The organism is Streptomyces sp. KR55 (assembly GCF_052245645.1).
Taxonomy (GTDB): domain Bacteria; phylum Actinomycetota; class Actinomycetes; order Streptomycetales; family Streptomycetaceae; genus Streptomyces; species Streptomyces flavusporus.
In genome coordinates, this window is record NZ_JBQQCE010000141.1 from 1 (window position 1) to 21124 (window position 21124).

Sequence of the window (21124 nt, forward strand, 5' to 3'; positions counted from 1 at the left end):
CCGATCTGCTCGGCAGGGTGCTGGTGGCGCAACCCCCGCCCTTCGCGCTGCTCCACCGGTCCACCGCGGCCGGCGGCGGACGCCTGGACGTGCTCGTCGGCGAGGTGCGCACCTGGCCGACGCTCGACGCGATTCCGCTGCCGGAGCCGTCCGCCACCGGCCCGGCCCGTCATGACGTCCTGGCGCTCGTGCCGTACCGGCAGGTCCGCGAGCGCGGTTTCGCCGCGGTCGACGACGGCGCCCCGCTGCTCACCCTGCAGGTGACCGACCAGGACACGGTGCCGGCGGCTGAGGCGCCGGCACGCCTGGACCGGGCGCCGACGCCGTTGCTGGACGGGCATTTCACGCCCGACGACGAGACGTACGCCGCCACTGTGCGCCAGGTGATCGAGCGGGAGATCGGCATGGGCGAGGGCGCCAACTTCGTCATCCGGCGCTCGTACCGGGCCCGGATCGGTGACTACAGTCCGGGCAGCGCGCTGTCGTTCTTCCGCAACCTGCTGCAGACCGAGTCCGGCGCGTACTGGACGTATCTGGTGCACACCGGCACCCGTACCTTCGTCGGCGCCTCGCCGGAGCGGCATGTGAGCCTGTCCGGCGGTACGGCGGTGATGAACCCGATCAGCGGGACGTACCGCTATCCGCCCTCCGGGCCGCGGCTGTCGGAACTGCTGGACTTCCTCGCCGACCGCAAGGAGACCGACGAGCTGTACATGGTCCTGGACGAGGAGCTGAAGATGATGGCCCGCGTCTGCGAGGACGGGGGCCGGGTGGTGGGGCCGTACCTCAAGGAGATGGCCCGGCTGGCGCACACCGAGTACCTCATCGAGGGGCGCAGCACCCGTGACCCGCGGGAGATCCTGCGCGAGACGCTGCTCGCCCCCACGGTCACCGGGAGCCCGCTGGAGAGTGCCTGCCGGGTGATCGAGCGGTACGAGCCCGAGGGCCGCGGCTACTACAGCGGTGTCGCCGCGCTGATCGGCCGGGACGCCGAGGGCGGGCGCACGCTGGACTCCGCGATCCTCATCCGCACCGCGGAGATCGACAGCGCGGGCCGGCTGGAGATCGGCGTCGGAGCCACCCTCGTACGGCACTCGGACCCGGTGTCCGAGGCCGCGGAGACCAGGGCGAAGGCCGCCGGGCTGCTCGCGGCGCTGGACGGCGGGCGGCCGGGCCGCTTCGCCGACCATCCGAGCGTGCGCACGGCACTGGCCGAACGCAACACCTCCGTGGCCGACTTCTGGCTCGCCGACTGCGGCACACCACCACCCCGGATGCCGGCGCCGGCCGGGGCGAGCGTGCTGGTCGTCGACGCCGAGGACACGTTCACGGCGATGCTGGACCACCAACTCCGCTCGCTCGGGCTGTCGGTGACGGTACGTCGGTACGACGAGAGGTACGCCCTCGGCGACCACGACCTCGTGGTGCTCGGCCCCGGCCCCGGCGACCCCCGGGACGCCGGGCATCCGAAGGTCGCGCGGCTGCGTACGGTGGTCGACGCGCTGCTGGCCGGGCACCGGCCGTTCCTCGCCGTGTGCTTCAGTCACCAGGTGCTGTGCACCCGGCTGGGGTTCGAGCTGGTCCGCAGGGACGTGCCCAACCAGGGAACACGACGGGAGATCGACCTGTTCGGGGCGCGGGAGAGCGTCGGCTTCTACAACACGTTCGCCGCGCGGGCGGCCGAGGACAAGGTCGAGTGCGAGGGCGTGGGCACGGTGGAGGTGAGCCGGGACCGGGAGACCGGCGAGGTGCACGCGCTGCGCGGGCCGCACTTCGCGTCCGTGCAGTTCCATGCCGAGTCGGTGCTGACGCGGGACGGCGTGCGGATCCTCGCGGAGCTGCTGGGCAACCTGGTCTGAGCGGGACAGACAGGGGCGGCTGTGCGGCGGGTTCCGGCCCACCGCACAGCCGCCTCAGTGTGCCTGTCGGATACGGTCGCCCAGCGCACGGTCGACGAGCGGTCCGGCAGCGCCGGTGTAACCGACGGGATCGCACAGGGCGGCCAACTCGGCTGTATCGAGGCCGAGTTCCGGCACCGTTGCAAGGACCTCCGCAAGGGTTCTCCCGCTCTCCTCGGCCATCCGCGACGCTTCGTCGAGCAGCTTCCTGGCGGCTGCGCCTCCCAGGCGGGGTGCGAGGACGGCGGCGACCCGCTCGGCGACGACCCGGGAGCCGGTCAGCTGCAGGTTCTCCCGCATCCGTTCGGGCCGCACCTCTAGGCCTTCGGCGAGTTGTACGGCGGTGTGGGCGGCGCCGCCGGCCAGGCGGAGGCATTCGCGCAGCAGCTGCCACTCCGCGTGCCAGCCGCCCGCCGACCGCTCGTCCTCGGACACCAGGCACTGGGTGAGCCCGGCGGCGATCGGCGGTACCTGGATCGCCGCGCTGCGCACCAGCGTGGCCAGGACCGGGTTGCGCTTGTGCGGCATCGCCGACGACCTGCCCCGGCCGGGCCCTGCGGGTTCGGCGACCTCACCGATCTCGGTACGCACCAGCGACTGCACATCCACCGCGATCTTCCCCAGCGCCCCTGCCGTGAACGCCAGCGCCGCGGCGAGGTCGGCCATCGGGATACGCACGGCATGCCACGGCAGCACCGGCCGGGCCAGCCCGGTCTCCTCGGCGAACGCGGTGATGAGCCGCTCCGGGTAGGCGTCGAGGTCGGGCCCGGTGAGTGCGGTCGAGGCGAGATAGCCGGCCAGGGTGCCCGCCGCTCCCCCGAGGGACACGGGCAGCTGACCGGCCACCGTGCGGAGTCGGTGGGCGGCGGCCAGAACGAGTTCCCGCCAGCCTGCGGCCTTCAGACCGAAGGTGGTCGGTACTGCGTGCAGGGCCAGTGTCCGGCCCGCCATCGGGGTGTCCCGGTGCTCGGCCGCCAGGCGGGCCAGTGCGCCGGCGGTGGTGTCCAGGTCCGACCGGACGATCCCCAGGGCGCGCCGCGCGATCAGCATGGCGCCGGTGTCGAAGACGTCCTGGCTGGTGGAGCCGCGGTGCACGTACTCCGCCGCGGCCGGGGACTGCGACCGTACCGCCGCGGTGAGCGCCGCCACCAGGCCCACCACGGGGTTGGCGGTCTCCCGGGCCGCGACCGCGAGGGCCCGCAGGTCGAGCCGGTCGGCGCGGGCGGCGCGGGTGATCGCCTCGGCCGCCTCCGGTGGGACCGTGCCGAGCCGGGCCTGGGCCCGGGCCAGCGCGGCCTCGGCGTCCAGCATGGCCTGCAGCCAGGCCATGTCGCACACGGCCGCCTCGACGGGGGTGCCCGCGCGCACCGGCGACAGCAGCCCCGCGTCGATGAGGGTGTCGCTCATACGACCACCCCCGTGCGCTGGGTACCGCCGGGGGCCGGCCGGGCCGGCGACAGGGTCAGCACCGCACGGGCGATGGCGTCCGCGTCGGCCAGCGTCACGGAGTCCACGCCGGGGCGGACGCCGGCCGCGGTCACCCAGTGCACCGACTCGGTCGGGACACCGTAGGCGAACCGGCGCGGGTGGGGGCGTCCCTGCCCGTCGACGATCCGGCAGGGCCGCTCGGTGACGGCGAGACCGCCGGTCTCGTGGCTGACGCCGCAGTCCCCTTCGATGCGATGGGTCCGGCACTGCTCGGTGAGGAGCAGGTGGCGCAGCAGCGGATCGGCGGTGCGGCGCAGGTCGGGCGGGGGCAGGCGGGCCTCGATGAGATGCGCGGAGCGCACCGGGGGCCCGGGCACGAGGGTCGACCGGGCGACGAAGGCGGGGCGTTCGGTGTCGACGTGGATCTGGGTGCCGGGGCCGGTGAGTTCGAGGATGCCCGCCTCGATCAGCGCGATCATCTCCTCGATGCGGGAGACCGGCGGTCCGATGGACAGGAACGCGTTGAGCGGGGTGTACCAGCCCTCCAGTTCGTCGAGGTGCGAGCCGCCTTCGAGTCCTGAGTGGTCGACCACCAGGCGTACTTCGTTGCGCAGGTCGCGCAGGACGTCCAGCGCCGCTTTGAGCGGACCGCTGACGTTGCCCGCCTTCGCCTCCCGCACGTCCCGGGCCAGGTACTCCAGCAGCCAGCCGCGGAACTCCGCCCGGCCGGCGAAGGTGCGTCCGTGGCAGGGCCGGGCGAGCCGGTCCCAGTCCCAGCGGTCGGCCGGGCCGATGCCGTGCTCGTCCAGGAGGGCAGGGCGCTGTCGGGGCGAGGCGGTGAGGTAGCGGCGTACGAACGGCTCGGACGCGGCGTTGCGGGCGGCGAGCAGGGTGCCGTAGTAGACGCCTTCCACCTCCGCGGCGATCAGCGGCCATACGTCGGACAGGAAGCGCACCCGCTCGCCGCCTCGGGCGCGCCCGCGCAGGGCGGCGATGACCTCCGGGGTGAGCAGCCGCGGGGTGTGCCTGCCGAACGCGCCCTTCTCGTTCTCGCCGCGCGCGTGATACGGCACTCCGCGGCGCGAGCTGGCGTAGAGCCGTGGCTCGCGGCCGGACGGGCGGTAGACCAGGCGGTCGCCGATGCGGTCGAAGACGCCGCCGCGGCCGGTGGTGAACAGCGTCATGTGGTCGAAGAAGTTCAGGCCGAGGCCGCGCAGCAGCACCGGCTCGCCGGCTTCGGCGAAGGAGGTGTCCACGTCGGCCGGGTTGGCCGGCGGTACGTAGGTGAGGTGGTGGATGCGGGCCAGGCTGGCCGTCCGTTCCTGACGGGGAGTCGGCTGGGCGGGGAGGTGCCCCAGGGCCAGCACCACGGCGTCCAGTTCGTGGATCCTGGTGCCGTCCGCCAGCCGGACGCCCTGCGGACCGCCGGGCGTGCCGTGGGTGTCCGCCATCGCGACGGCGCGTGAGCGGTGCACCTCGACGGTGACGTGCTCCGGGGCGCGGGCGACGATCTGGCGGAAGCAGTCCCGCAGGTACTGCCCGTAGAAGGCGCGGGTGGGATAGGAGTCCGGCCCCAGGGTCCGGGCCTCGGCGAGGACGGCCTCGTCGTAGCCGCCGAGTTCCCCGAAGCGGGCCAGGCTGTCCGCCCACTCGTACAGGCTCGGCCCCGGCTCGACCGGTCCCTCGATGCGGCTCTCGGCGTCGGTGAACACGGTGATCTGGCAGGCCACGGTGTTGGTGAGCAGCTGCCGGGACTGGTCGGTGCGCCAGACGGCACCGGCGCCCGGGGCGGCGGGGTCGACGACGTGCACGGTGACGGAGCGGTGGGACCGGGCCGTACGTTCGCCCGCGCACAGCCGTTCCAGGACGCACAGGCCGCGCGGGCCGGCGCCGACGATGCACACCCGAAGGCGGTCGCCGCTCATCGCCGGGCTCCGTCGGCTCCGAACTCCCGTGCTCCCCGTGCTCCGTGCATCCAGGCCACGTGGTCGTGCAGAGCCGGTCCGGACAGGGCCGACAGCATCTCGTTCCTCGCTTTCGCCTCGGCACCGGCCGGGTGCCACAGCCGGGTGCTGGCCCGGGCGGCGTGGGTGATCCGGGCGGTGCGGTCGCGTCGTTCGGCGTTGTACTTCTCGAACCGGTCGGGGATCGTGTCCGCCCCGTCGTCCAGCAGACCGGCCAGCACCACGGCGTCCTCCAGGGCCTGGCAGGCGCCCTGGGCGGCGTAATGCAGCATGGGGTGGGCCGCGTCGCCGAGCAGGGTCACCCGGCCGTCGGTCCAGTGGTCCACCGGGTCCCGGTCGACCAGCACCCATGACTTCCAGTGCTCGCCCAGGGCGAGGAGCCGCTGTGCCGTTCCGCCGAGTGCGGCCAACTCGCCGAGCACCTGGGCCTGTTGGACGGGGACGGAGGCGAACGCCTCGGTGGCACCGTTCTCCACGCTGGGGGCGAGGTTGAGATACCGGCCGCCGCCGATGGCGTAGTGCACGAAGTGGCAGCCCGGTCCGGCCCACCAGGTCACCGCGTTCCAGCGCAGCTCCTCGGGGACCCGCTCCATCGGGATCACCGTGCGGTAGACGGTGATGCCGGAGACACGCGGCGCGTCGTCGCCGACGAGTTGGCGCCGGATCGCCGAGTGGATGCCGTCGGCGCCGATCACCGCGTCACCGGTGACCCGTCCGCCGCCGTCCAGCAGCACCGTGGCGCCGGAGCCGTCCTGCCGGTATCCGGTGGCGCGGCTGCCGGCGCGCAGCTCGATCGCCGGTGAGCGGCGGCAGGCGTCCAGGAGCAGCCGGTACAGCTCGCCGCGGTGGACCACGACGTACGGATTGCCGAACCGGCGCCGGTAGCCGCCGGTGAGCGGCATGCTCGCCACGTGCTCGCCGGTCACGCCGTCCATGAACCGCAGTTCGTCGATGTGCACCGCCAGCGCGCGCACGGCGTCGCCGAGGCCCAGGCGGTCCAGGGCGTGCAGCCCGTTGGGCGCCAGCTGGATGCCCGCGCCGATCTCGGCGAACTCCGCGGCCCGTTCCAGTACGACCGCCCGGTGTCCGCGCCGGGCGACGGCGACGGCCGCCGCCAGCCCGCCGATGCCGCCCCCTACGACGACCATCCTCGCCATGCCGCCCCCTACTTGCCCTGGCCGGCGGCTGCCAGCAGCTGCGCCAGCTGAAGCCGCTTGATCTTCGTGGTCGCGGTCTGCGGCAGGTCCGCCAGCCGCCACTGCACCGGGTCCGCCATCGCGGGCAGCCCGGCCGTCGCCCGCCGCCACGCCTCCCGGTTCAGGGGGCTGTCGTCCTTGGTGCACACCACGGGTACGGCGGTGCCGTCCGCGCCGGGGATGACGATCACTTCGGCGAGTTCGTCCAGCTTGGCGAAGAGGGTGTCCTCGGCGGCGAGCGTGCTGCCGAACCCGGGGATCAGGTCGACCTCGCGGTCGAGCAGGTGCAGGCACCCCCACTTCGACCTGAAGCCGACGTCGCCCATCCGCCACCAGCCGTCGTCGAGCTGCCGGGCGTACCGTTCCTCCTCGCCCAGGTAGGTGGTGATCCGGCCGTCGCTGCGCACCTCGATGTAGCCCGGGTTCTCCTCCGAGGGCGGCCGGCCGTCGCGGCTGACCACGCGGACGTCGGTCATACCGGGGAAGGGCATACCGACGCAGCGCCCGTCGGCGTCGGGGGCGTGCCGCCGGGTGAAGGCCCGCACCACCGTCGGGCCCACCTCGCTCTGTCCGTAGAGCTGTCCGAACAGGGGTGTCCGGCGGCGTGAGGCGCGCAGCAGCCGGTGCACGGTGCGCGGGTGGATGGCGTCGAACGTACTGCTGAACAGCTTGACGTTGGCCAGCGGTGCGCGGTGGTCGTCGGCCAGCTTCTCCCAGCGCAGATACGAGTTGGGGTGCGCCTCGAGGATGCCGGGGCGGACGCGGGCGAACAGGTCGGCGGCGCGGTCCGGGTCCTCGTCGGCCAGCACCACGATCGGGAGGCCGTTCAACAGGGAGATGGCCAGGGCGGTGAACAGCCGGGAGTGCACGAACGACACATGCATGGCGACGGTTTCCCGTTTGCGGATGACGGGGGTGATCGCCAGTCGCTGCGGGCGGTAGCGGGCCTGCAGGGTGCGGCCCGTGTGCACCGCGAGCTTGGGCACCCCGGTGGTCCCGGAGGTATGCGTGATCAGTGTCGGGTGGTCGGCGGGCATGGTCACCGGGGTGACGCGCCGGACGCCGGCGAAGTCCTCCAGCTCGACGGCGCGGGCATGGGTGCCGGAGGTGAGCAGGACGCTCTCGGCGAGGTCGAAGACCTCCGCGGGCAGCTCGTCGTCGAGCTTGGCCCGGTCGGTGACGAGATGGGGGCGGTCGGCACGCCGTACCAGTTCGGCCGCGGTGTCGCCGTCGAGATGGGGCGAGAGCAGCACCGGCACCGCGCCGATCCGGCTGATCGCGCAGGCCAGCAGGGGGATGTCGAAGGTGTCGGACTTGTGGACGACGACGCGTTCGCCGGGGCGGATCTTCGCCGCCCAGAGCCGCGAGGCCACGTCCGCCACCAGGTCCGCCAGCTCAGGCACGGTCGCCCGGCGGCCGAGGTCCGGGGCCAGGTCCAGGTCGTGGTCGAGGATGAGCACGTTCGCGGGGTGCCGGGACGCCGCGCGCTCGAAGAGCGTCCCCAGCCGGATTCCACGGTTTCCTATGCGCTGCAGCAGCATCTGTCCGCCTTCCGCCGGTCGCTGCGGAGAGTCAGGGGTCGGTTCGGGAGGTCATGCGCTCAGTACGTGCGGAGCGGGGTCAGGTCCGCTCGACGACCTGCTTGATGCGGTGCACGGTCGCTGCGAGGTCGGCCGTGAGCTTGGCCGTCCAGTCGCTGAAGAACCGCTGCTTCTCGTGCGCGTCCAGGTCCGCGGTGATGCCGCGGATGCCCTCCGTGGGCGCGCCCATCCAGAAGCTGTGCACCAGGACACAGCCGTCGTCCGCGGCCTTGAGGTCGAACGACCAGACGCTCTCCTGCCGTCGTCCGGAACTGTCCCGGATCGCCCAGCGGAAGCTGCGGCCCGGCTCGGCGGCGACGACCTCGGAGTCGGTGGTCCATGCGCCGCGGACGACGGGCGCCCAGGCGACCACGTCGGCGCGGCGGTGGTTCTCGCCCCGGAAGACCGCGCCCACCGTTCCGGGGATTCCCTGGACCCACTGGCCGCCGGTGCACTCGACGCTCCACTCCCCGCTCCGCGGCAGGTCGCTGATCGTGGCGTACACCTCGTCCGCGGACGCATGCACGTGGGTTTCGGCGCTGACCTGAAAGAGCGCGGTGTTCTCGAGGTTCTCGAAGTTCTCGAAGTTCTTGAAGTCCTTGAAGTTCTTGAAGTTCTCGAGTTCGGTATCCGTCATGGCCGGAAGCCTCGCCAGTGGCACGGAACCCGGTCAACGCGCGCCGACCGGGTCCGTCAAGTCGCCTTGTGCGTTCAGGAGTCGAGGTCCGGACGCAGCACGAGACGCCGGCCGCGCAGTTCGCCCCGCTCCAGCCGGGCGTGGGCCTCGGCGGCCGCGCTCAGCGGCGCCTCCTCGATCGCCCGGGCGCGCAGACTCCCCCGTGCCAGCAGCCGGTTCACGGAGCGCGCGGCGTCGGCGAGTTCGGCGGTCGTGGCGTGCGAGATGGCGAAGCCGGTGACCGTGGCGTCCGTGAGGTACAGCGGCCCGACCGGGAGGACGGGGCGTGCGCGCAGACCGGCGAGCACCACGATCCGGCCGCGGAAGGCGAGGAGGTCGACCGCGGCCGGCAGATCGTTCCAGCCGGCGGCATCGACGACGAGATCGATGCCGTACGGCGCCAGGTCCCGTAGCCGCTGCGGGAGTTCCGGGTCGCGGTAGTCCGCGCAGGCCCGGGCCCCGAGCGTCCGGCAGTACTCCGCGTCACCAGCACTGGCGGTCGCGATCACCTGGGCGCCGGCCTCGGCGGCGAGCACGACCGCGGCGCTGCCCACGTTTCCGGCGGCTCCCGCGACGAGGACGGTCTCGCCGGCGCGGAGCCCGCCGTGGGTGAACAGCGCGAGGTGGGCCGTGGCCGCCGGATGCAGCACGGCTGCCGCGTCCGTCGGGGGCACCGCGTCCGGCAGACGGTAGAGGCGGTCGACCGGCACCAGCGCCTGCTGAGCCGCCGCGCCCTGCCGTCCGGCGTGGCCGAGGCTGTTGCACCACACGGTGTCCCCGACCGCGAAGCCGGCCACGCCCGCGCCGGCGGCGGCGACCGTGCCGACCAGGTCACGGCCGATGACGAACGGGAAGGTCACCGGGGTCCGCCAGGCTCCGGAGCGGACGAACGTGTCGACCGGATTGACCGGCGTGGCGAGGACGTCGACCAGCACGTCCGTCGGCCCTCCTCGGGGCGGGGGGAGGTCGCCGACGCGAATGGCGTCCGCCGGGCCGAGTCGCTCGATGTAGGCAGCCTTCATGGGCCGCATGGTGTCATCGCGTGCTTCCGTGGCGCCGTGAGCGCGGTGCCACTTTGTCACCCGTACGCAGGGCGACCACCCGATCGGCGGCCACCCCTCTCACAGGCGTACGGCGCCGGAGTTGACGCAGGCCAGCAGGGTGCGGGCCTGGACATTGAGGTAATGGCCATGGGCGGCGAGGGAGTTGAGCTGTCCGACCGTCGCCCAGGCGTAGCCGGGCGGTGGCTCGGACGGCGCGGTGTCCTCGTCGGCCGCGACGAACAGGTACCGCACGCAGGCGTCCAGGAACCGGCCGCCCTCCTCGGAGTGCACGGCCGAGTAGAGTGCGCCGCCCTGCTCCGCGGCCCGCAGGACCGCCGTCAGGAACGGCGGCCGGTCCGCGGCGGGGACCGGCTCCCAGTCGTGTGGGGCGCACTGCACGGTCGGGGCCAGTTCGACCCGGTTCAGGTATCCCGCCTCCACGCGCGCGTGCACGAGCAGATGCGGTACGCCGCCCAGGCGCCGGAACAGAAAGGCCGCCACGCCCGTGCCGCAGGGCTCGATCAGGGGCTGGGACCAGCCGGTGACCTCGCGGTTCCCGGCCTCGACGGCGACACCGGTGACCTTGAAGAAGCGGCCGTCGGGGCGGCGGATGCCGTCCGCGTCCCGGGTCCAGCCCTCGACGTCGGCGAGCGGCATGAGCCGGACGTCGACGTCGTGCCGGGCGCGTTCGGCGGTGAACCAGGAGAGCAGTTCGAGGTCGGAGTGCAGGGCGCCCGCCTCGGTCTCCGGCAGCGGCAGACAGCCCAGGACGGTACGGGCGTCCATGTTGACGAGGTTGTCCAGCCGCAGCAGCTCGCCGAGCTGGCCGAGGGTCAGCCAGATGTGGTCGGGGCCGCACGGCACCTCGGTGTCGGCGGCTTCGACCAGCATGTTCCGGTTGGCCTTGCGGTAGAACCAGGCACCGTGCTCCGACTGGAGCGAGTCGGCGAGCACCAGGTGGGGCGGGGCGCCCGTGAAGTGCTCCAGGTACTTCACCCCCGAACCGGCGTGCACCCGCTGGTAGTTGCTGCGGGTGGCCTGCACGGTCGGCGAGAGCTGGATCAGGTTGGGGTTCCCGGGCTCCATCTTCGCCTGCATCAGGAAGTGCAGGACGCCGTCGAACTCCTTGGCGAGGATGCCGAGGATGCCGACCTCCGGCTGGTGGATGACGGGCTGCTGCCAGCTGCCGTACGGTCCCTCGTCGACCCGTGCGGACAGGCCGCGCACGGCGAAGAACCGGCCGCTGCGGTGCACGAGGTCACCGGTGCCAGGGGCGAAGGACCACTGCTCGAGCCGGTCCAGCGGCACCCGGCGGACGGTGAAGCGGTGGGCGCGGGCCCGCTCGGCGAGCCAGCCGGTGACGTCCTCCGTACGCAGGTGCCGGCCCGCCCCGGTGACGGCGGCGGACCGGGCCAGCCGCGCGGGCAGGTCCGCCGCGACCCGGGGACGCAGCAGCGCGGCGGTGCTCATGCCCGGCCTCCCCCGACCGCCTCTGCGGCCGGATCCGTCTGGTCCGCGAGATGGTGCACCGTCCGCCGCAGTGCCTCGCCGAGCTCGGTGCGCGGCTCCCAGCCGGTGACGGACCGGAACGCGGAGGCGTCGATGGTGATGCTGCTGAAGTCCCCGGCCTCGGCGTGCTCGGGCGGCGGCACCGACAGCACCGGTACGCGCGGCCGCCCGGTGCGTTCCGCGACGAGGTCGGCGACCTGCTCGAAGACGGGTCCGAGGGGCCGGCCCTCGCCGGTGCCGAGCAGCCAGTGGCGCCCGGCCAGCGCCTCGGCGTGGTCCAGGCCGGCGACCACGGCGCGGGCCAGGTCGTCGATGTACAGCAGATCGCGGCGGACCGTCCCGTCGTGCCACATCGTCAGTGGCTCCCCCGCCAGCGCGCGGCGGGCCATCGCCGAGACGACGCCGCGGTCACGGGCCGTGGGCCCGGCGCCGGGCCCGAACACGGTGGGCAGCCGCAGTGACGTCCCGTACAGCACACCGCGGGCGTCGGCGTCGAGCAGCAGCCGCTCGGCGGCCAGCTTCTGACGGTCGTACGGGCCCTTCGGGCGGTCCGGTTCGGTGCCGTCGAGCACCGCCTTGCCGGTCGGGCCGACCTGGGACGCGGCGCCGGTGAACACGACCTTCGTGCGGGGTCCGGCAGGGCGGTCGGCGAGGGTGTCGACGAGGTCGCGGACGAGGCCCACGTTGACCCGCTCGGCGGCCGTGTCGCCGTCCTCGATCCGCCAGGTGGCGGTGGCCGAGCTGTACAGCGTGGCGAGGACGACCGCGTCGGCGTCCGCCACGGCGGCGGCCGTCTCGCCCGGCTCGGTGAGGTCGGCGGCCCGTACCTCGACGTCGGCGCGGGCCCCGGGCGGGACGGCCGCGGGGCGCCGGGAGACCGCCCGGATCCGGACCGGGCGGGCGGCGAGTTCCCGCAGGACGGCCGAGCCGACGAAGCCGGTGGCGCCGAGCAGGGCGATGGTGGGGGTCACGGCCACAGCGCGGCCTCCACTTCACGGCAGGTGTCGTAGGCGGGCAGCAGGCCCTTCTCCCGCGCCTCGGTGAGCGTGGGGGCGCTGCTGTCGCGGGCGGACAGCCGCAGCTCGTGTGCGTCGGGCAGCGGCAGACCGAGCGCCGCATCCAGCGGGGACACCGCCAGCTCGTGCTCGGCGACGTACCCCTCCGACATCACGTACACGACGATCGAGTCGTCCTGCTGGGACAGGAAGGCGTGGCCGACGCCGACCGGGATGTACAGGGCACGGCAGTCCGCGCCGCTGAGCTCGGTGGCCTCCCACCGGCCGAAGGTGGGCGACCCCACCCTGAGGTCGACGAGGAAGTCCAGCACCCGTCCGTACGGGCAGTAGACGTACTTGGCCCGGCCGGGCGGGGTGGCGGTGTAGTGGATGCCGCGGAGCACCCCGCGGGCGGACACGTTGTGGCTGATGTCCTTGACCGGGAACAGCGGCCGGCCCAGGGCCGCGGAGAACGTGGCCTCCTGGTACGGCGACGCGAAGGATCCCCGGTCGTCCCCGAAGACCTGGGGTGTGAACTCGCGGACGCCTTCGATGGCCGGCGTGCGCACCTGCATGACGCTCACTCGCTCTTCTCCTTGGCAGTGGTGATCTCCAGCAGGTACTGGCCGTACGGCGAGTGGGACAGGGCCAGTCCGAGCCGGTGGGAGGTGTCGGCGTCGATGTAGCCCATGCGCCAGGCGATCTCCTCGATGCAGCCGATGCGCACGCCCTGTCTGCGGGAGAGGATCTGCACGTACTGGCCGGCCTCGGTGAGCGCGTCGTGGGTGCCCGTGTCGAGCCAGACGAAGCCCCGGCCCAGCTGGACGAACTCGGCCTTCCCGCGCTCCAGATAGGCCCGGTTGACGTCGGTGATCTCGAGTTCGCCGCGGTCGGAGGGGCGCAGCCCGCGGGCGATGTCGACGACGTCGTTGTCGTAGAAGTACAGCCCGGTGACGGCCAGGTTGGAGCGCGGTGCCTCGGGCTTCTCCTCCAGGCGCAGGAGACGGCCGGAGGCGTCCACCTCGCCGACCCCGTACCGTTCGGGGTCGCCGACCGGGTAGCCGAACAGGACGCAGCCGTCGATGTCCCGCGCGCTGGTGCGCAGGATCTCGCCGAAGCCCGGCCCGTGGAAGAGGTTGTCGCCGAGGACCAGCGCGACGGAGTCGTCGCCGATGTGCTCGGCGCCGACGACGAAGGCGTCGGCGATGCCCCGGGGTTTGTCCTGTTCGGCGTAGGTGAGCCGCAGTCCGAGCCGGGAGCCGTCGCCGAGCAGCCGCTGGAAGCCGGGGACGTCCTGCGGGGCGGCGATGATCTGGATCTCGGTGATGCCGGCCAGCATCAGCACGGACAGCGGATAGTAGATCATGGGCTTGTCGTAGACCGGCAGCATCTGTTTCGAGACGCCCAGCGTGATCGGATACAGCCGGGTCCCGTGGCCGCCGGCCAGGATGATCCCCTTCATGTGCCGGTCCCCTCGGCCGCCCCGTCGGCAGCCGTCGCCTCGAAGTGGCTCGGCCGGCCGTCCTCGTACACCTCGCGGCCCAGGCGCTCGGCGTCCCGGCGGTGCATCAGCTGCCAGGTGCCGTCGGCGTGCCGGAGCACCACGGAGTGCCACGGCGTGGTCCACACATCGGCCGCGCCGACCAGCCGGATACCGAACTTGGCCTCACCGCGGCTCTGCGGGTGGATGGACAGCCGGACGTTCCGTGGGTGGTGCTCGGCGATCAGCTCGCCCCAGGCCCGGCTGCGGACGATGACCTCGTAGGCCCGGCGGCGGCAGTCCCGCTGGAGCGCCGAGCGGGAGCCGTCCCACTCGGCCACGTCCTCCATCAGGAACTTGGTGATGCCGCGGTACATGCGCAGGGTGGACTCGTCGCTGCGCACCTCCTCGCGGAGTTCCTCGACCGACGGGCCGAGGGTCTCGGCGGCGACCTTGCGCTTCTCGTCGTAGGACAGGTCGGGCCCGTAGACGTCCTTCAGGTCGAAGGTGTCGAGATACGAGGAGAGGCCCTCGGCGCGGATCATCGCGCGCAGCTCGCTGCCATAGGCGTCGATGTGCTCGTCGGGGACGCCGATGACGTCACCGAAGATATGGCCGTCGGAGCAGATCAGGATCTTCGCGCCGGGGGCGTACACCTTGCCGATCTCCGCGCACAGGGAGCCCAGGAACCGCAGCGCGAGCCGCTCCCCGTGGTCCGGTAAGTGGCTGAGGACCTTGTCCGGGTTGGGCGACTTGCAGGGGAAGCCGGGCAGGCTGAAGATCACCGGTTCGTCCCGCCGGACGAAGTCGCCTATCTGGCGCAGCTGCTCCGGGAAGTCCTGGGCGGTGTCCAGGTGCGGATCGGGCTCGGCGGCCCTGCGGTGCGGGAGCAGCAGTTCCAGGATCTCGCGGCTGACGCGTTCGGCCGCGGAGGCATGGGTGAAGGTGGTGGACATCTGGGACATGGGTCATCGACTCGCTTCCACTGAAGGCTGGACGCAGAGATGCCGTCGGATGGCAGTTCTGCGGTACGTGGCCGGGGGACGGCGGCCGGACGCTCAGTTCGTTCGGTGCCGTACGGGGCAGCCGGTGGCCGGGGCTGCCTCCGAGGTGCCGTAGGAGACGGGCAGTTGGTTGACGCCGCGCGCGAGGACGGCGCCGATCCACTCGAGGTCCTGGTCCGCGACGGCGAGTCGCAGTCCGGGCAGCCGGGTGAGCAGCGCGCGCAGGGCGATCTGGAGTTCGATACGGGCAAGGGCGGCACCCGGGCAGAAGTGGATGCCGTGGCCGAAGGCCAGGTGCGGGTTGGGTGTGCGGTCCAGGTCGAGGGTGTCGGCGTCGGGGAACCGTTCCGGGTCGCGGTTGGCGGCGCTCAGCGACACGATGACCGAGTCGCCGGCCGGGATACGGGTGCCGAAGAGGTCGGCGTTCTCGGCGAAGAACCGCCAGGTGGTGAGCTCGAAGGCGCTGTCGTAGCGCAGGAGTTCCTCCACGGCCCGGGCCAGCAGTCCCTGCTCGCCCGCCTCGCCGTCCCGCACGGCGTCCTGCAGCCGGCGCAGCTCGGCGGGGTGGCGCAGCAGGGCCACGAGGGCGGTGGTGATCTGGTTGGTCACCGGCTCCTGTCCGGCGACCAGCAGCTGGAAGACGACGGAGTCGCGCTCCTCCTTGCTGATCGCGCCCTCCTCGCACGCCACGACGAGCTTGGTGAGCAGGTCGTCGCCGGGGTTTCGGCGCTTGTCCTCGGTGACCTCGGCGATATAGCCCTGCAGCCCGCGCAGACGCCCCTCGTACACCGGCCGCTGCGGGTCGGTGGGGCCGACGGGCTGCACGACCTTGCCCCAGTCGCGGTCGAACCGCGCCGCCAGGGCCTCGGGCAGGCCGATCACTTCGGCGAGGACGCGGAAGGGGAAGTGCGCGGCGAAGGCGCCGACGACATCGATCTCCCCGGCCTCGGGGGTGTCGAGGGCCGCGTCGAGCAGTTCGGTGGCGATCTCCTCGAACCGGGGCCGCATGCGCTCGACATGGCGGGGCGCGAACGCCTCGGTGACCATTTTCCGCATCACCGTGTGCTTCGGCGGGTCCTGGTGCAGCAGATGGACCTGGAGCTGGGAGTGCTGCGGTTCCGGCATGATGGCGGCGCGCTCGCGCCAGGCACTGTTGCCGAGGTCGTGGTTCTTGCCGAGACGGTCGTCGTTGAGCGCGCTGTGCGCGGCCTCGTAGCCGGTGACCAGCCATGCGTTGACGCCGCTGGGGAAGTTGACCCGGTGCACCGGGCCCTCCTCGCGGAGCTTTCGGTACAGCGGGTATGGGTCGGTCTTGTACTCCTTGCCGTAGAGGGGCAGCGGTTCGGAGTTCGGCATGGCAGGGCGCTTCCTTCCTGAGGGAAAGGTGGGCACGGGAATCACGGGAATTCCCGGGTTCTTCTCGACCGCCCGGTCACTGCTGGGGCGCGATGATCTCGCCGGTCCGCGCGTCGCGTACCGTGATCGCCTCCATGGGGCAGATCTCCGCGGCGTCGATCACGCGGGCGTCCGGGTCGGTCAGCTCGGCCACCGCCCGGGCCCGGCCGGCGTCCAGGCGCAGCCGGCCGTGCGCGGTGGCGAGGCACAGACCGGAGCCGGCGCAGGCGTACCGGTCGACCTCGAGCAGCCACTGGGCCCGGTCTCTGGTGCGGGTCTCGCCTCGCTCACCAGGGCCGGACGGCACCGGCATCACCATGTGACCAGCAGGGATTCCGGGGCCCGTGCGATCAGGCCGGGCTTCCACGGGACGTCGTCCACCGAGCCCGCGAGGCGCAGGCCGGGGAATCGGTCGAGCAGTCCGCCGATCGCGGCCTTGAGTTCGGCGCGGGCGAGGGCCGCTCCGAGGCAGTAGTGAATGCCGTGCCCGAAACCGAGATGCGGATTGCGCTCACGGTCGAAGCGGATGGTCTCCGGGTCCTCGAAAACCCGCTCGTCGCGGTCGCCCGCGGCCCGCTGGAAGATGACCGTCTCGCCCTTGCGGATGAGAACCCCGCCGATCTCGACGTCCTCGGAGGCCCGGCGCGGGAAACTGCCCGTCGAGCGCAGCGGAATGATGCGCAGCATCTCCTCGATGGCGGGATCCAACAGGGTGCGGTCCGCCAGGAGTTGTTCGTAGAGATCATGCTGGGCCAGCAGCAGGAACGACACGTTGGAGATCATGCTGAGCGAGGTCTCGTGGCCGGCCATGAGAATGCCGATTCCGGTCCGGACGGCCTCCACCTCCGTCATCTGCCCGGCGTCCAGCGCCTCGATGAGGACGGAGATCAGGTCGTCGGAGGGACTGGCCCGGCGTAGGGAGATCAGCTTGCGCAGGAATTGCTCGAGTCCGTCCCGGGCCTCGTTCACCTCCTCCCTGGTGTGCGCGGAGGTGGCCACGAAGACATCGGAGTACCTGCGGAATTCCGCCCGCTCCTCGTAGGGGACGCCGAACAACTCCACGATCATGCGGACCGGGAGCGGAATCGCCAGCCGCTGTACGAGATCGCCGGGCGGGCCGGCCTCCTCCATCGCGTCGAGTTCCGTGGTGACCAGCTCCCGCATCCGGTCGGTGAGGTCCGAGACGATGCGCGGCCGGAACGCGTGCGCGACGATCTTGCGCATCTTTCCGTGGTCCGGCGGGTCCATGCTGAGCAGGTTCCCGGGGCGCAGCGGCAGGGGCGTGACCCGCGCGGTGTCGGGTTCCGTGGCCCAGCGGGAGCTGAACCGGGGGTCGGCGAGGAACTCCTTGATCTCGTGGTATCCGGTGATCAGCCAGGCCTCACCGCCGTACGGCATGGTGACCCGGGACACCGGCTCGGTCCGGCACAGCTCCATGTAACGGGGATTCAGATCGAGCCGGACCACGGGACCGAAAGGGTATTGCGGAGGCCTGGAAGTGTCTTTGGCCGTATCCGTGACGGTCACGGCATTCCCCCTTCTGTGAATGGTCCGTCGCATGCGGAAACTGCGGAGCCGTTGCACTCGAGTGGTGGCGGTCTCGACGCATGACCCGGGCACGGGTCCGCGGAATTCCGGCAGCGAGGACCAAAAGATCTGACGAAAGCTCTTCGAGCAGGACTGGCCGGTCGTCGGTCATCGGCATTGCGACCGCGTCGCACTCAGCCTGTCGCTCGGGGATCCTCTCACAGAAACCATCGGGCGGAAGGCGTTCGAAATCGAGGCTCGCATTCCGCAAAAAAGGCGGCGGACAGCGCGTTCAAGCGCTGCCCGCCGCCTTGTTGTCGGCGATACCGGCGTTGTAGGCGTTCAAGTCACCTGCGGGCGTAGAGCCGCATCGTGACCGGTCCGAAGACCAGCAGGAACAGTCCCGCCCATCCCAGCACCCAGGCGATGTCCGCGGACGGCCAGTCGCCGGCCATCAGACCCCGTACCGCCTCGCACAGATGGGTGACCGGGCTGTTGTTGACGAATGCCTGCAGCCAGCCCGGCATGGTCTCCGGGTCGACGAACACGTTGCTCAGGAAGGACAGCGGGAAGATGACCATCATCGAGACGCCCATCACCGACTTCTCCGTGCGCAGCAGCAGGCCGAACATGGTCCACACCCAGGAGAAGGCGAAGCTGAAGACCAGCAGCAGGACCACCCCCGCCAGCACCCCGACGGGCCCGCCGTCCGGCCGGAAGCCGAGGATCAGACCCACCGTCAGGATGACGGCCGAGGCGACGGTGTAGCGGAGCATGTCGCCCAGCAGATAGCCGACCATGGGCGCGGGCCGCCAGATCGGCAGGGTCTTGAAGCGGTCGAAGACGCCCTTGGCGATGTCCACGTTGATCGAGATGCCCGTGTACATCGTCGTCATGATGATCGACATCACCAGGATCCCGGGCAGCAGGAACTGGATGTACTCCTCGGTCGAGCCCGCCAGCGCCCCGCCGAACAGGTACGTGAACATCAGCACGAACATGATCGGCATCGCGGTGACGTCGAAGAGCTGCTCCGGCACATGCTTGATCTTCAGCATGGCCCGCCAGCCGAAGGCCATCGACGCCGCCGGGGCGCCGGCCCGCGGCCGCTTCCCGGCCGGGGCGACCAGCAGTGCGGCCAGGGACTCGGTGGAGACCCGGGCGGGACCGTCGGCGCGGTCCTCGGTCTTGGTCGCGGTGCTCATGCCATGGCCTCCTGCACGGTACGGCCGCTGCCGGCGCCGTCGCCGGTCAGGGCGAGAAAGACCTCGTCGAGGCTGGGCTGCCCCAGCGAGAAGGTGTCGACGGCGATTCCGGCCCGGGCCAGCTCGGCCAGGGCGCGGGAGGCCAGTTCGGCCGCTCCGGAGCCGTCGGCCCCGGCGCCCACGCGAGCCGTGAGGGCGAACGGGTCGGGATCGAGCTGTACGGGCATGCCGTCCAGGCACAACGCCAACACACGCTCGGCATCCGGTCGTTGGGCGGCGTCACACAGCCGCAGATGCACCGACCCGGCGCCCACGGAGGCCTTGAGCTCACCCTTGGTGCCCTCGGCGATCACCTTGCCGCTGTCGATCACCGCGATCCGCGAGGCCAGCTGGTCGGCCTCGTCCAGGTACTGGGTGGTGAGCAGCACCGTGGTGCCCTGGCCGACGATCGCCCGCACGATCTCCCACACCTGGTTGCGGCTGCGCGGGTCCAGGCCGGTGGTCGGCTCGTCCAGGAAGAGCAGGTCGGGGGTGTTGAGGATGGACGCCGCGATGTCGAGCCGGCGCCGCATACCCCCGGAGTACGTCTTCACCTGCCGGTCGGCCGCCTCGGTCAGGACGAAGGCCTCCAGCATCTGCGCGGCGCGGCCACGGGCGGCGGACTTGCCGTGGCCGAGGAGCCGGCCGAGCAGGACCAGGTTCTCGGCGCCGGTCAGGTCCTCGTCCAGCGAGGCGTACTGGCCGGTGAGGGAGACGCGGGCGCGCACCTCGTCCGCCTCGCGGACGACGTCCCGGCCGAAGACGCGGGCCTGGCCGCCGTCCGGCCGCAGCAGGGTCGCGAGCATCTTCACGAAGGTCGTCTTGCCCGCCCCGTTGGGGCCGAGCACGCCGTAGACCATGCCCTGGGGGATGACGAGGTCGATACCGTCGACGGCCCGCTTGTCCCCGTAGGTCTTCACCAGCCCCTCGGTCTCGATGGCGGCTGCCGAACTGCCGGCGGTCATCGGGTCCTCCCCCGTCGGGTCCTGGATGCGGTCTCTTTCGTACGGTCCGGGCGACCGTGGATGCTGTCCGTGCCGGTCGGTGCAAGTGCCCCGGCAGGCAACGTTTGCCCGTCGAGGAGCGGCGTCCGGTGCGTGCTCTCGGCGTGCCGGCCGGAAGTCCTCGTACTGGATGTACTTGGGCTTTCGGCCGGTGCGGCGAGTGGGGGTACCTCCCACGCCGTTAAGGCAGTGGGGGAGCGTGCCGGGCGTCGCGAGGGGGCGAACATTGCCTGTCGGGGCACTAGCTCAGCCATGCGAGCCGCCCGGGGCCGCTTGGGCGGTCGGCGAGGCCTGCGCGGTCCGGCTGCGGATCCGCGCCAGGGCGAGCAGGCCGCCGACGCCCGGGATGGCGGCGCGCCAGCGGGCGCCCGACCCGGCCGCGGCCGGGGCCATGCACGCGGCGCCGATGGTGACGAGATACGCCGAGCCGTGCACCGGCCCGACGAGCGAGGTGATCACCTGCAGATGGACGGTGAACAGGTTCAGGAAGAGCAGGGCGAGGGAGGCCGCCTCGACGCCGGCCGCGATCCGCAACGTACGCACCGGATCACGCTCCCGCGGTGGAGTCGGATAACAGCACCTTGGTCACTGGTGGACCCTTTCGTCGTCGGCATGCATTGGCTGCCAATAGATAGCACACCAATACCCGGGTTGTGTAGGCTGCCGACTTATGAGACAGGATGCAGTGCGCGGCCACCTGGACGGACTGCTGCTGGCCGTGCTCGAACCCGGGCCCCTGCACGGCTACGCGATCATCACCGCCGTCCAGCAGCGCAGCGGAGGCGCACTCGAACTGCGTACGGGCACGATCTATCCGGCGCTCAACCGGCTCGAGCGCATCGGGCTGCTGCGCAGCAGCTGGCAGTCCGCCGGCGAGCGCCGCAGGCGGTGCTACGAGCTCACCGAGGCCGGACGCCGGACTCTGGCCAGCGAGCGGACGGCGTGGCAGGAGTTCACCACCGCCATCGGCTCGGTCCTGAACCCCGTCACGCCGCCCGGAGTCGCCACATGAGCGCCGTCACCCCCCAGACCGACCCCATCGAGGACTACGTCTCCACCCTGGCCGCCGCCTTACACGGCCCGGCGCGCACCAAGGCACGCATGGTGGCCGAGGTGCGTGAGGACCTGACGGACGCGGTGTCGGAACGCACCCGGGCGGGGCTGACGTACCAGCGTGCCGC

At 72.1% G+C, this 21124-nt stretch carries 19 protein-coding genes; 2 read left to right on the forward strand and 17 right to left on the reverse strand.

Annotated features, from left to right (window positions below; translation table 11 throughout):
• A partial coding sequence (locus ACTWQJ_RS21455) for an anthranilate synthase family protein (protein WP_443308233.1) occupies nt 1–1859 on the forward strand: 1859 nt, incomplete at its 5' end.
• Nucleotides 1860–1913: 54 nt separating this feature from the next.
• Here the strand turns inward: ACTWQJ_RS21455 and pcaB are convergent.
• The 17 genes from pcaB to ACTWQJ_RS21540 form a co-directional block, all read right to left on the reverse strand.
• Nucleotides 1914–3305: a 3-carboxy-cis,cis-muconate cycloisomerase gene (gene pcaB, locus ACTWQJ_RS21460; protein WP_443308234.1), complete on the reverse strand. Its 1392-nt coding sequence runs from the start codon at nt 3303–3305 to the stop codon at nt 1914–1916.
• A complete protein-coding gene (locus ACTWQJ_RS21465) occupies nt 3302–5251 on the reverse strand; it encodes an FAD/NAD(P)-binding protein (RefSeq protein WP_443308235.1) in 1950 nt (649 codons plus the stop codon). The genes pcaB and ACTWQJ_RS21465 overlap by 4 nt, the downstream gene beginning before the upstream one ends.
• Nucleotides 5248–6447, reverse strand: coding sequence for an FAD-dependent monooxygenase (locus tag ACTWQJ_RS21470; RefSeq protein WP_443308236.1), 1200 nt, complete (start codon nt 6445–6447; stop codon nt 5248–5250). Before ACTWQJ_RS21470 ends, ACTWQJ_RS21465 begins: the two co-directional genes overlap by 4 nt.
• 8 nt (nt 6448–6455) lie before the next feature.
• Nucleotides 6456–8027, reverse strand: a complete 1572-nt coding sequence (locus tag ACTWQJ_RS21475) for a class I adenylate-forming enzyme family protein (protein ID WP_443308237.1) — start codon at nt 8025–8027, stop codon at nt 6456–6458.
• Between the two features lie 79 nt (nt 8028–8106).
• Complete coding sequence (locus ACTWQJ_RS21480; RefSeq protein ID WP_443308238.1) at nt 8107–8703, reverse strand: SRPBCC family protein; 597 nt, start codon at nt 8701–8703, stop codon at nt 8107–8109.
• Nucleotides 8704–8777: 74 nt separating this feature from the next.
• The gene (locus tag ACTWQJ_RS21485) at nt 8778–9764 is read right to left on the reverse strand and encodes an NADPH:quinone reductase (RefSeq protein ID WP_443308239.1); all 987 of its coding nucleotides are present in this window, start codon (nt 9762–9764) and stop codon (nt 8778–8780) included.
• Between the two features lie 99 nt (nt 9765–9863).
• Nucleotides 9864–11255, reverse strand: coding sequence for an NDP-hexose 2,3-dehydratase family protein (locus ACTWQJ_RS21490; protein WP_443308240.1), 1392 nt, complete (start codon nt 11253–11255; stop codon nt 9864–9866).
• On the reverse strand, nt 11252–12271 hold the full coding sequence (locus ACTWQJ_RS21495) for an NAD-dependent epimerase/dehydratase family protein (protein ID WP_443308241.1): 1020 nt from the start codon (nt 12269–12271) through the stop codon (nt 11252–11254). Before ACTWQJ_RS21495 ends, ACTWQJ_RS21490 begins: the two co-directional genes overlap by 4 nt.
• Nucleotides 12262–12864: a dTDP-4-dehydrorhamnose 3,5-epimerase family protein gene (locus ACTWQJ_RS21500; protein ID WP_443308249.1), complete on the reverse strand. Its 603-nt coding sequence runs from the start codon at nt 12862–12864 to the stop codon at nt 12262–12264. The genes ACTWQJ_RS21495 and ACTWQJ_RS21500 overlap by 10 nt, the downstream gene beginning before the upstream one ends.
• A gap of 5 nt (nt 12865–12869) precedes the next feature.
• Entirely contained in the window at nt 12870–13751 is an 882-nt protein-coding gene (gene rfbA, locus ACTWQJ_RS21505; protein WP_443308242.1) for a glucose-1-phosphate thymidylyltransferase RfbA, read from the reverse strand.
• The gene (locus ACTWQJ_RS21510) at nt 13748–14725 is read right to left on the reverse strand and encodes an L-tyrosine/L-tryptophan isonitrile synthase family protein (RefSeq protein WP_443308243.1); all 978 of its coding nucleotides are present in this window, start codon (nt 14723–14725) and stop codon (nt 13748–13750) included. The genes rfbA and ACTWQJ_RS21510 overlap by 4 nt, the downstream gene beginning before the upstream one ends.
• A gap of 102 nt (nt 14726–14827) precedes the next feature.
• Nucleotides 14828–16129 (reverse strand): cytochrome P450 family protein, encoded by a 1302-nt coding sequence (locus tag ACTWQJ_RS21515; RefSeq protein ID WP_443308244.1) that lies wholly within the window; start codon nt 16127–16129, stop codon nt 14828–14830.
• A gap of 76 nt (nt 16130–16205) precedes the next feature.
• Nucleotides 16206–16481 (reverse strand): ferredoxin, encoded by a 276-nt coding sequence (locus ACTWQJ_RS21520; RefSeq protein ID WP_374327999.1) that lies wholly within the window; start codon nt 16479–16481, stop codon nt 16206–16208.
• Nucleotides 16481–17635 carry a cytochrome P450 gene (locus tag ACTWQJ_RS21525; RefSeq protein WP_443308245.1) on the reverse strand — a complete coding sequence of 385 codons (1155 nt, stop codon included), beginning with the start codon at nt 17633–17635 and terminating at the stop codon, nt 16481–16483. The genes ACTWQJ_RS21520 and ACTWQJ_RS21525 overlap by 1 nt, the downstream gene beginning before the upstream one ends.
• A gap of 407 nt (nt 17636–18042) precedes the next feature.
• Nucleotides 18043–18900 carry an ABC transporter permease gene (locus ACTWQJ_RS21530; protein WP_443308246.1) on the reverse strand — a complete coding sequence of 286 codons (858 nt, stop codon included), beginning with the start codon at nt 18898–18900 and terminating at the stop codon, nt 18043–18045.
• Nucleotides 18897–19904: an ATP-binding cassette domain-containing protein gene (locus tag ACTWQJ_RS21535; protein ID WP_443308247.1), complete on the reverse strand. Its 1008-nt coding sequence runs from the start codon at nt 19902–19904 to the stop codon at nt 18897–18899. Before ACTWQJ_RS21535 ends, ACTWQJ_RS21530 begins: the two co-directional genes overlap by 4 nt.
• A gap of 285 nt (nt 19905–20189) precedes the next feature.
• A complete protein-coding gene (locus ACTWQJ_RS21540) occupies nt 20190–20486 on the reverse strand; it encodes a hypothetical protein (protein WP_443308248.1) in 297 nt (98 codons plus the stop codon).
• 127 nt (nt 20487–20613) lie between these two features.
• On the opposite strand from ACTWQJ_RS21540, the gene ACTWQJ_RS21545 reads away from it, so the two are divergent.
• Nucleotides 20614–20955, forward strand: coding sequence for a PadR family transcriptional regulator (locus ACTWQJ_RS21545; protein WP_129800636.1), 342 nt, complete (start codon nt 20614–20616; stop codon nt 20953–20955).
• The last annotated feature ends 169 nt before the right edge of the window (nt 20956–21124 follow it).